We start from the raw sequence: 11,916 nt of genomic DNA on the forward strand, positions 1-11,916 counted from the left end.
TGAAAGTACAGAAGAAAGCAATGTAGTTATTTCAGAAAGGTGGTCATCTATATGGCAAAGAAAAAATTAGCGATCGGTGTTGCCTCCGCAGTTGCCGCAGGAGCAGGCGCCGCCATTTTATTAAAGAAAAAATCCGATGTAGAATCTCACACTGCTTCCTCAAAAAGTGTTTCCAAATCTTCCGACTATCGGAACACAGAGCGAGGCAAGCATGAGAAAAACAGCAAAGGAATCTACTATTCCAACGGAAATTATGAAGCGTTTGCACGTCCGGAAAAACCTGACGGAGTTGATGAGAAACACGCTTACATTGTAGGAAGCGGGCTCGCAGCACTCGCAGCCGCATGCTTTCTCGTAAGAGATGCCCAGATGCCGGGACCTCATATTCACATTTTAGAGGCGATGGATATTGCAGGAGGAGCCTGCGACGGAATTTTCGATCCTTCCCGCGGCTATATCATGCGAGGTGGCAGAGAGATGGAAGATCACTTTGAATGCCTTTGGGATCTCTTCCACAGCATCCCTTCTCTTGAGACCCCTGGTGCTTCTGTTCTTGACGAATATTACTGGCTCAACAAGCATGATCCGAACTATTCTCTTTGCCGTGCAACCGTACAACGCGGAAAAGATGCACACACAGATGGAAAATTCAATTTAAGTCAGAAAGGCTGCATGGAGATCATGAAACTGTTTATGACAAAAGACGAAGATCTCTATGACAAGACCATCGAAGATGTCTTTGATGATGAAGTTTTCAACTCTACCTTCTGGCTATACTGGAGAACGATGTTTGCTTTTGAAAACTGGCACAGTGCATTAGAAATGAAGCTGTATTTCCAGCGCTTCATTCACCATATTGCAGGGCTCCCTGATTTCAGTGCGCTGAAATTCACAAAATACAACCAGTACGAATCTCTGATTCTTCCAATGCAGAAATATTTGGAACATGCAGGTGTCGACTTCCAGTTCAACACTGAAGTAACGAATGTTGTCTTTGAATTTAAAGATCATAAGAAAATTGCATCCGCAATTGAATGCAAGGTAAAAGGTGTCGAAAAGGGAATCCTGCTTACAGAGAACGATCTTGTCTTTGTGACAAACGGAAGCTGTACCGAAGGAACGATTTACGGTGACCAGAACCATGCACCAAATGGCGATGCAGAAGTACGCACGAGTGGATGCTGGAACTTATGGAAAAATATCGCACGGCAGGATCCATCTTTTGGACATCCTGAGAAATTCTGCTCTGATATTTCCAAAACAAACTGGGAATCTGCAACGATCACAACACTGGATGATAAGACTATTCCTTACATCACAAAGATCTGTAAACGTGATCCAAAGAGTGGAAAAGTCGTAACCGGAGGAATCGTGAGCTGCCAGGATTCCAAATGGCTCATGAGTTGGACCATCAACCGTCAGGGACAATTCAAAGAACAGGATAAAGATAAAGTATGTGTCTGGGTATATGGACTATTTACCGATGTTCCGGGAGATTTCGTCAAGAAACCGATGCGGGAATGTACCGGAAAGGAGATCACGGAAGAATGGCTGTACCATATCGGTGTTCCGGTAGAACAGATTCCTGAACTGGCAGAACAGAGTGCAGTCTGTGTTCCGACAATGATGCCGTATATCACTGCATTCTTCATGCCTCGAACAAAAGGAGACCGTCCGGATGTCATCCCGGATGGATGTGTAAACTTTGCATTCCTTGGACAGTTTGCCGATACTCCTCGCGACACGGTATTTACAACAGAATATTCTGTTCGTACTGCGATGGAAGCCGTATACGGTCTTCTCGGCGTAGACCGTGGTGTACCGGAAGTATGGGGCAGTGTCTACGATATCCGCGACCTGCTCGACAGCTCTGTCAAGCTCATGGATGGAAAATCCCCTCTCGACATTCAGCTTCCGGGACCGTTAAATGCACTGAAGAAACCACTGATCCGTGTGATAAAAGGAACGGTAATTGAAAAATTACTCAGAGATTATGACATCCTGACAGATGAAATGTAACCTCGTTCTCCCCTAAGCACTGCTTCAAATACTATCTAAATAAAAAAATACGTCTCCGCAGAAATTGTGACTGCCTTATGTGAAAATCACAGCATTTCTGCAAGACGTATTTTTTTCTGTTATTGGAAAGTCGCCTGATCGGCGTAATTTACTGCAATATAGCTCTTTCCTCTGTTGATCTTAATTTCCTTCCCATTCTGATCATAAAATTTCAGCCTGGACTGCTCATTTTTTTCTTCCTTTGACCAGTGAATTTTCTGCACACCACCGTTGGAAATATAGTATCCAACCGAATCGCTGGCGCCATCCCAGTCTACCTCTTTATGTCCAATCTCATCTCTCACTGTAATCGATGTTTCCAGGACAAATACGTTTGTAAATGCAAGCTGCTCTCCAGTATTTCCATCGATCTGCGGTTTTCCATTTAAGTCTTTGACATATACTTTTTTTGCTTCATCATAAGTAAGTGTCGCTCTGGCAGCTCCAAAATTAATATCTACTTTCTGACAATCCTCTCCGTCCGGTTTTACCTGCTCATTGAGTCCGTAAAACGAAAAAGCCGCATCCTTCTTATCTTCCTCGATATCCGTTCTCAATCCTCTGGACTGCACGACACTGGCAAACTGAGTACCATCAAAATATCCTGTATGCTCGAGATCATATCCTGCACTTAGACGCGCCTGATCTCTTCCGAACAGACCGCTTCCATCACTGATTCCATCAATCTGGTCCAGATTCAGCGAAGCAATGTATTCTCCGATTGTGTCATCGCTTCCCCAGTTGACATAAAAGGCATCGAATCCTTCTGACAGCGCCGGAAAATATGCGCGGCAGCTTCGGATCGCACAGATTTTCGGGACAGCCGTATAATCACCGTACAGCGCCATAAATCTTGTCGCATCCCCCTCTACCGGGATTTCAAAAATAATATCTGCCTTTCCGACCCCATACTGCGGCATCGCCGGATCCACGTTATTGACCATGACTGCCACTGGACGTTTCCCGATCGCACCCTCTGTCAGATCCAAAACTCCGGTCAGAAGATTCTGATTTGCAGGGATCTCCTTCGACGATGCACGCTCCTCTGATCCTTTCATATCCTGACTCTTCTGCTCTTTTGCATCTGACTGGCTTGCCTTTACAGATGCCTCCTGTTGTTTCCCACTTTTTCCACATCCCGGAATAACCGCGAGCATCAGACACATGGACAATAGCAACATTCTCTTCTTCATACGACTTCCTCCTTACCCTTCCTAGATTTCTCCCTCTGCATTTACCTGTTTTCTTTATGATAACAGACTTTTTTTCCACTTTCCACAGCAATTATAGAAATGTTATCCACATTTAACAGCTGTTTTTCCACTGTTGTTGTGTAAACTCCGTCTTCTCTTCTCATCAAGTCAAATACCTGATCCCCTTCCTGCAAATATGCATATTGGGTATCGGCCGAAAGCCCCTCTATCGATATTACTTCATAGATTTGCCCCTCTTCTACTTGATACATCGTCTCCGGCATTGTAAGATTTTCCTCCGGCATCTCCTCAAATGACTCTAACACCGGTGGGAGATTCATCGTTTTTATCTGCTCATACGGAAAATAGTCTTCTATAAAAGTATACTCTGCCACTTCAAAAACAACACATTCCGGCTGAAACATCGTAAAATAATAATCAAAGTCAAAAATGTTCCGATAATCATGAACAGAAATATATTCTCCAAGACTGTTCTCCAAAAATTTAGAACCTAGGCCATTTAAATAACTTCCTTGAAAAACAAGTGTTCTCGGCACCCCTTCGGCAACTCTCTGCTTATTTACATAATAATTGAAATGATTAAAACTTTCATCTCTTCTGACTTCCGGGCTGTACTGTTCTGTCAGACATTTGACTTCTGCGTTTCTTTCATAGACAGGAACTTTCTCATGAATCGGAATCTCTGAGAGCAACAATTTTTCCATCGTCTCTTCATGAACAGAAAATTCTTCTTTCGTGTTGATATGAACAGGAACTCCCTGCTCACTCAATCCTTCTAAAATATGATTGACTCCATAGAATGCACCCAGTTCATTCCAATGCCCTCCATCGTATTTTTTGTTAAATACCTTCTCTCCTTCCTCCGTCTTTTCCTCCAGTATCTCCGTATTATCTACATAGCGGATTTCTCTTCTGTCTAACTCTTCCAAAAACTGCTGCACCCACTGATTGTCATAATTCCACCCCTGCTCAAGCTTCTCCTGCAAAACAGTTGTCTTTGCAGGCTCAAACACGAATAGAAACGGAACTCCCCTTGCTTCGCAGTAATCCTGGATTTTTTTTATCATATCTGCAAAAGCGATATGGTAATCGCTAAAGATTGGATTTCCTCCTGTATTCAGAAATACATACCCATCCTTTCCATATACATAACTCGGGTGGATCATTTCATGAAAAATCTTATCATGACCTACAGTGTAAAGTTCGATCATCTCATTTCGCAGTCCGATGCGGTCATTTACATAATTTTCAATTGCCTGAGTGGCATCTTCCCCCTCCCGTATTGCCGAAACAGGATTGGCGGCGAGCATCCGGTTATCCACCTCTGAAACTGCATTTTCCTCAGTGCGAAAGGTCACCACAGGGATTGCGAGCAGTATAAAAAATATTACAATAAAAAATATCTTTAGTTTTTTCATTTTCTTCTCCTAACCAATTCTGACCTGCATCTTAATATTGAAAATACAGGAATGGGCTGTATGAACTATTGATCATAAAGATCACAGATACGATCATCAGCAGAATCAATCCTGTCTCTTTGATAAAAAGTCCCGTCTTTGTCCGAGCAAAAAAAGTTTTCACTTTTTCTGCCCATGGCATACAAAAGGTGATTGCCCCAAGTACCGCAACGACTGATAAGAAAATCAATTTTATTGTTAGGTAATGCTGATAGGTATATTCCACTGCACTTGCTGCATTCGCTGCACTGAGCCCGAACAGACTTTTCAGAAACACCTCCAGCCGGCTGAAATCTGAAAAGTAGAACACCTGCCAGCTAAAAAATACAATTGCCATCGTAACGACCCATTTACCTATAGCAGGAATTTTCTGATAGAAACGTTTTTCCCGTATGCAGCGCTCTACCAATACACAGACTCCATTGATCACACCCCATAAAATGTAATTCCATGCCGCTCCATGCCATATTCCCGTCAGCAAAAATACGCAAGACAGATTCCATAATGTTCGTTTCATTCCTTTTCGGTTCCCCCCAAGTGGAATATAAATATATGATCGGAACCATGTCCCAAGTGAAATGTGCCAACGTCTCCAAAATTCTGTAATGGATTTTGACCGATATGGGAACTGAAAATTCTCTTTGAAATGAAATCCAAATAGCTGTGCTAAACCAATCGCGATATCTGAATATCCTGAAAAATCATAGTATATCTGCATCATATAAAAAAATGCAAACAACCATGCGGTCGGTACATCCATTCCCACTCCGATATATGGATCGATCTTGCTGATCACAGCCCCAAATGAATCTGCCAAAATGACTTTTTTGGCAAACCCGATCATGATCCGATTCAACCCATCTAAAAATTCGGTCTCATCTACCCTGCGGTGTACCGTCTGTCTCTGAAAATCTTTCCACTGTACGATCGGTCCGGAAATCACTTTTGGGAAAAAAGAAAGATATAAAAATACATCCAAAAGGCTTCCCGCCTCTGCATCTCCACGAAAGACATCCACAAGATAGGATATCGCTGTAAACGTGATGAAAGAAATTCCAAGAGGAACGATCCACTGACTCATCGCCAGACTGATGCCGAAAAAATGACTTAGATTTTCCGCAATAAAATTGTAATACTTGTACCAGATCAAAATGCCTGTCACAGCCAGGATAGAAAGTGTCATGAAACACACCTTCCTCTTGTACTTTGCTTTCTTTTCCAAATAACAGATTCCCTTTCCTGCCATCCACACTCCAAGCACATAGATGCTCAAAAGGGCAATTCCCTCCAATCTGGCCCATCCATAAAAGCAAAGGCTTACAAGAACCAGAAACAGATTGCTGAGCCAGTCGCTCCACCTCTCATTTCTATTTCCCAAAAGCTTTATCAGATAATAGCCCGCAACCGATGCCGGCATCACTGCAAATAAGAAAAAAACAGTTGTAAACGCCATATATCTTTTCTCCTTCTAAATATTCCATTCATTATATCACATTCATTCTCAAGAAAAAAGAAGTCTTCCGACACATCTCAGAGACTTCTTTTCCTTTTCTATTTCCCTATGTTACTCTGTCCTTTTCTTGAACGCTGTCACCGTGTTGACATTTTACTTATTTTACAACAAGATTATCCTTTGCTTCATATGAAAAATCTTCATCCAAAGGAAAGATCGGTCTTGGCACTTTCGTGTAATTTAAAGTCTTTAAGTCTTCATTTGTACTTCCTTTTGTAAGTGCTATAATACTTCTCTTAGCGATTGCATCCTGATCTGCTGTCAGATATCCTAATTTACATACAACAATATCTGCTTCCTTCGGATCTCTTCCAAGATCAGTAAATACATCCGGCGAAACATAACCGATATGACCCTCTGCAAGAACAACGTCAACACCGCAGGAATGAAACAATGCAATGTCACAAGGGATTGATGTCTTTTTCCATTTTTCCACATAAGCCTTGACTGTTCCGGTTGCTGTAATCGGCTGTGTTGTCGTCGTATCAAACTTTGCACCGAATGTGATCGTAACTTCTTCTCCCACTTTTCCTTTACAAGCCAGTGTTGCCTCCGGGTCATAGATTCCGCCATAGAGGACCGGTGTTTTTAACTGCTCTGTACGAGGATCTTCCATAATTCGTTTTAAAAATCCGGTACAGTCTGAGGAAGATCCGGCTGTCGGGTTATCTCCGGAATCAGAAAGGTATACCGGAAGTTCCTGTCCGTTTGCAATCGCATCAAAAGCGACATTTAATGTTTCTTCCTCTGTATAAGTCTCTGTCTGGAAACAGAAATCATTTCTTGTATTCCAGATGATATCTGCGAGACGAAGCGCCTCGCTGTCGGCAAGTTCCTGATTTTCGGCCACAATATAGACTGCCACAGAACTGTCCTCATTGTCCGCCCAAGGAAATCCCATCAGATAAGAGGCCGCAAGGATTCCTTCTTTCTGCTCTGTCTCGCGCAGCTTGGTGATCAGTCCTTTCATCGGCTCTACCGTTGTGGAAGACTGCTCTCCTGCGATTAGAATCGGAACCTTTACCCAGGCAGATTTTGCCTGCACATGATTTTCCAGTGCCGCGATGGTCATCTTTGCCGCATGTACGCCGGTTTCATACCGATCTGTGTGCGGTGCACATTTGAATCCGACAAATCCATCACAGTTCTCGTGCATGCGGACAGTCATCGTCGTGTGCATATCCAGTGCCGAGAAGATCGGAATGTCCTGGAACATCTCTCTTAATTCTTCCAACAGATATCCCTCTGCATCTCCAAGACCTTTCACTCTCATAGATCCGTGAAGTGCAAGTGTGATCGCATCCAGCGGCTTTTCTTCCTGTGCCTGACGCGCTCTCTCAAGAATCTCTTCTTTCAGCCCCAGATAGAACTCATAGTCTACTTCCCCATTGGGAACTGCACTTGCAAAAAGTGTCGGTACCACTTCATACCCTTGCTCCTGCAGTGTATCCATCACTCCGCGCAGCGGATCATTTTTCGGATTTCTCTCAAAAAGTTTCTCTCCCCGTACAACGCCGAAGTCATTTTCTCCGGCAATGATCGGGTTAAATGAGTTAGATTCATGCATCATAGATGCAACTAATACTCGTTTCATCTCTCTTCCTCCTAAGCAAACAATATATTTTTAATATAAAGGACATGCCACCACATGTCCAGGCTCAATCTCGTTTGCTCCCGGTTTTGAATCACTCTGCAAAAAAAATGCCCTCATCCACCGGTTTCCCGGCAGACAAAGACAGTCTTTTCTGCTTGCTTGTTCTTATCTTTTCTCTAAAGCTTACCTCGAGCAAAGGATGATCGCAGAATGTCGTCCCATATTCAGCACAACCTCTCCTTGATCGATCAGCACATAGTCCGGCTCCATCGTATACCCCTGCTCATAGGTATACAACAATCTGTCCATCTTCCCTTTCATCGGAAGTTCTGCCATCCAGACCGGTACAGTAATTTCTTTTAGTTTCTTACTGTTATTAATGATCACAACAATCTGCTGTTCTTGTGTGAAGCGGCTGTATGCCAACACATTCTCATCCCAGAAAAGCATCTTAAGTGACCCGCACCGAAGTACACTTTCCTCCTTGTGTATCCGGATCATATCTTTGTGAAATTGTAGCAGTTCTTTGTCTTCCTGCCCCCATGGATATGTTCTCCGATTATCCGGATCGGTAAATCCACATACACCAGCCTCATCCCCATAGTAAATGGTCGGTGCTCCTACCCATGTCATCTGCATCACGACTGCGCTGCGCATGACCGCCGAATTAATTCCCTCTCTGGCCGCCTTGTAGCCAAGATTCTGCACTCGCCCCACAATGTGATTGGTTCTTGTCAAAAATCGGGAATGATCATGATTTGATAACTCATTCATCGCCACCTGCAGAGATGGTGTCTGCATTGCTGCCATGTGATGATTCATCACACTGACAAAATGATCTGCATTTCCCCAGAGATCCTGCCGTCTCTCATCACTATGCTTCTCCATTCCGGTAAAGAACCATGTGAGCGGCTCCATGAACGCATCGTAATTCATAACAGTATCCCATTCATCACCTTGAAGCCATTCTCTCGGATCTCCATAGTGCTCTGCAAGGATAAGTGCTTTCGGATTTGCCTCTTTGACAGCAGTCCGAAATTTCTTCCAGAACTCATGATTAAATTCATTGGAATAACCCAGATCTGCCGCCACATCAAGCCTCCATCCATCTACATTATACGGTGGAGATACCCATTTCTTCGCAATGTTCAAAATATATTTCTGTAATTCCTCGGAACCTTCATAATTGAGTTTTGGCAGGGTATCGTGCCCCCACCAGCCATCGTAATTATGATTGTACGGCCATTCTTCTTTAAAAAACCGGAAGAAACTGTGGTAATCACTGTCCGCTGAGACGTATGCACCTTTCCCATACCCCTCCTGCTTCTCGTAGATCCGCTCTCTGTCCAGCCATTTATTAAAGGAACCACAGTGATTGAACACACCGTCGATAATGACCTTGATCCCCCGTCGATGGAATTCCTGCACAAGTTCTGCAAAAAATGCATTGCTCGCCTCAAGATTCTTTCGATTTGTCGTCCGAATCTGATATTTTGTCGCCTGGCTGTTATCCAGACATCCATCCGTCAACACCTCTCCGCCGTCTTCCACAATCACTCCATAGTGCGGATCGATAAAATCATAGTCCTGAATATCATATTTATGATTGGATGGAGATACAAAGAGCGGATTAAAATAAACCGCCTCCACGCCAAGTTCCTGAAGGTAATCTATTTTTTCCAGAACTCCCTTTAAATCTCCTCCGTAAAATTCTCGCACACCCATAAATGCAGGGTATTTTGACCAGTCTTCCACACGGACACTGTGCTCTCCGATGTAAGCATACTCACCAGTTTCCACATCATTCGTGCGGTCCCCGTTGTAAAAGCGATCTACGAAAATCTGATACATGACCGCCCCTTTTGCCCAATCGGGTGTGGAAAATCCTGGTGTGATCATAAAAGAATAGAACTCTTCCCGGTTACCGGATACTCCACAGCGGTTAAAGTACTTTACTTCTTCCCCTTTGGACACCTGAAATCCATAGTGGAATTCTTTCTCTCCCAGCTGCCATTCCATCTCGTAATAGTCAAATGTCCCTCTCGTTTCCTTTTTCTCCATCTCATAAGACTGCTCACCAACAAGCAGAAATACTTGATCAACATCATCTTTTGCCGTCCGGAAACGAAGGCGAATCTTTTCATTTTTCTTTGGTTCTGGCGGTATCACATAATTGCTTGTACCGTCACAGAACAATGCGTCTATATTCATAAAGAAAACCTCATTTCCCAGACTTTCCATTCTGTTTATTCACCATCGAACAATGCTTCAAATTCTTCTCTTGTGATTTTTTCTTTCTCCAGCAAAAGGTCTGCACACGCATGAAGCACACGATCATATTTCTGAATGATTGATTTTGCATTGGCATAGCATTCGTCAATGATCCGCTTTACTTCTTCATCGATCGTTCCTGCCACTGCCTCACCATACCCGCGTGATGCATGTGCAAGGTCTCTTCCGATAAATACTTCATCCTCATCGTTGTCATAATTGATCAGACCTAATTTCTCAGACATACCAAATTTCGTCACCATCGACCTTGCAATGCCGGTTGCCTGCTTAATATCCTGAGAGGCTCCTGTCGTAATATCATCAAATACAAGCTCCTCGGCAATCCGTCCTCCCAATGCGACTGTGATATCCTGGATCATCTTTCCTCTTGTATTGAACACATCATCTTTCTCCGGAAGCGGCATCGTATATCCCGCTGCCCCAACTCCGGTTGGAATGATAGAAACACTATATACCGGTCCGACATCCGGGAGCACATGGAATAAGATTGCATGTCCTGCCTCATGGAATGCTGTAATCCTCTTCTCCTTATCCGAAATGACTCGACTCTTCTTCTCTGCTCCGATACCGACTTTGACAAATGCATGCCGAATATCTGACTGCTGGATATATACCCTTCCTTCTTTGGCTGCCATGATTGCCGCCTCGTTGAGCAGGTTCTCAAGATCTGCCCCTGTAAATCCCGCTGTCGTCTGTGCTACCTGTTTTAAGTCTACGTCCTCGCTGAGTGGTTTTCCCTTCGCATGGACTTTTAAGATTTCTTCTCTTCCCTGAATGTCAGGTCTTCCGACCATTACCTTACGGTCAAATCTTCCCGGACGCAGAATTGCCGGGTCAAGGATATCTACACGGTTTGTGGCAGACATCACGATAATTCCTTCGTTGACTCCGAATCCATCCATCTCTACAAGCAGCTGATTCAATGTCTGCTCTCTCTCATCGTGTCCACCGCCCATACCTGTTCCACGTCTTCTTGCAACTGCATCGATCTCATCGATAAAGATAATACACGGCGCATTTTTCTTCGCCTCCTCAAAGAGATCCCTCACACGGGAGGCTCCGACACCGACAAACATCTCCACGAAATCAGAACCGGAAATAGTAAAGAACGGTACACCTGCTTCCCCTGCCACTGCCTTTGCAAGCAATGTCTTACCGGTTCCCGGAGGTCCTACAAGAAGTACCCCTTTCGGGATTCTTGCTCCAACCTGAATATATTTTTTAGGTTCTTTTAAGAAATCTACGATTTCCTCTAACTCTTCTTTCTCTTCTTTCAGACCTGCGACATTGGCAAATGTCACTTTCTTATCCCGATCGGTGCTCAATCGCGCCCTGCTCTTGCCAAAGCTCATTGCTTTTGCATTTGCTCCACCACCTGCCTGACGGTTCATCAGCACAAACAGTAATAATACAACCCCTACCGTAAGTACAAGCGGAAGCACTACCGTCGTAAATACGGAAGGTTTTGGCATATCTGCAATTTTGTATGCCACCCCATTTTCCTCAAGAATCTCCTGCACTTTTTCTGTATTCAGCACATTCATACTCTTGGAATAATCTTCATCCTTCAGATAAATCTTCAGTGTTCCTGTCGGTGTTTCTTTGTTTGGATTGATCACCACAGAATCTACATTGTCTTCCTTTAAATCTTCCTGAAACATCGCTTCTGTATACCGCTGTTCTGTACTTTGCATCCGGTCTGAAAACCAGAATACCGCAAACAGAACGATCACCAGCATCAAAAGCGAAGCACCGCTGGCTCCTCTATATTTCTTACTATCCAATTTA

Annotated in this window: 7 protein-coding genes; 1 reads left to right on the forward strand and 6 read right to left on the reverse strand. The window is 43.7% G+C overall.

Going from position 1 to position 11,916, the window contains the following annotated elements:
- The first annotated feature begins 51 nt into the window (after positions 1–51).
- Positions 52–2,019, forward strand: coding sequence for an oleate hydratase (locus ACESPO_RS11595; protein WP_499788873.1), 1,968 nt, complete (start codon positions 52–54; stop codon positions 2,017–2,019).
- Between the two features lie 119 nt (positions 2,020–2,138).
- Here ACESPO_RS11595 and ACESPO_RS11600 read toward each other — a convergent pair whose 3' ends face one another.
- From ACESPO_RS11600 to ftsH, 6 genes are all read right to left on the reverse strand, one after another.
- Positions 2,139–3,251, reverse strand: a complete 1,113-nt coding sequence (locus tag ACESPO_RS11600; protein ID WP_499788875.1) for a DUF3048 domain-containing protein — start codon at positions 3,249–3,251, stop codon at positions 2,139–2,141.
- A 41-nt stretch (positions 3,252–3,292) separates the two neighbouring features.
- Complete coding sequence (locus tag ACESPO_RS11605) at positions 3,293–4,690, reverse strand: alginate O-acetyltransferase AlgX-related protein (RefSeq protein WP_499788877.1); 1,398 nt, start codon at positions 4,688–4,690, stop codon at positions 3,293–3,295.
- 31 nt (positions 4,691–4,721) lie between these two features.
- Positions 4,722–6,182, reverse strand: coding sequence for an MBOAT family O-acyltransferase (locus ACESPO_RS11610; RefSeq protein ID WP_499788879.1), 1,461 nt, complete (start codon positions 6,180–6,182; stop codon positions 4,722–4,724).
- Between the two features lie 157 nt (positions 6,183–6,339).
- On the reverse strand, positions 6,340–7,836 hold the full coding sequence (locus ACESPO_RS11615) for a M81 family metallopeptidase (RefSeq protein WP_499788880.1): 1,497 nt from the start codon (positions 7,834–7,836) through the stop codon (positions 6,340–6,342).
- A gap of 183 nt (positions 7,837–8,019) precedes the next feature.
- Positions 8,020–10,047 (reverse strand): glycoside hydrolase family 13 protein, encoded by a 2,028-nt coding sequence (locus ACESPO_RS11620; protein WP_499788881.1) that lies wholly within the window; start codon positions 10,045–10,047, stop codon positions 8,020–8,022.
- Positions 10,048–10,082: 35 nt separating this feature from the next.
- Positions 10,083–11,912 (reverse strand): ATP-dependent zinc metalloprotease FtsH, encoded by a 1,830-nt coding sequence (gene ftsH / locus ACESPO_RS11625; protein ID WP_008977582.1) that lies wholly within the window; start codon positions 11,910–11,912, stop codon positions 10,083–10,085.
- Positions 11,913–11,916 lie beyond the last annotated feature (4 nt).

Source organism: Coprococcus sp. HPP0074, from assembly GCF_964238105.1.
GTDB classification, from domain to species: Bacteria; Bacillota; Clostridia; order Lachnospirales; family Lachnospiraceae; genus Faecalimonas; species Faecalimonas umbilicata.

Coding starts and splice junctions, on each gene's coding strand:
- ACESPO_RS11595 (WP_499788873.1), top strand. CDS start 52: ATGGCAAAGAAAAAATTAGCGATCGGTGTTGCCTCCGCAGTTGCCGCA.
- ACESPO_RS11600 (WP_499788875.1), bottom strand. CDS start 3,251: ATGAAGAAGAGAATGTTGCTATTGTCCATGTGTCTGATGCTCGCGGTT.
- ACESPO_RS11605 (WP_499788877.1), bottom strand. CDS start 4,690: ATGAAAAAACTAAAGATATTTTTTATTGTAATATTTTTTATACTGCTC.
- ACESPO_RS11610 (WP_499788879.1), bottom strand. CDS start 6,182: ATGGCGTTTACAACTGTTTTTTTCTTATTTGCAGTGATGCCGGCATCG.
- ACESPO_RS11615 (WP_499788880.1), bottom strand. CDS start 7,836: ATGAAACGAGTATTAGTTGCATCTATGATGCATGAATCTAACTCATTT.
- ACESPO_RS11620 (WP_499788881.1), bottom strand. CDS start 10,047: ATGAATATAGACGCATTGTTCTGTGACGGTACAAGCAATTATGTGATA.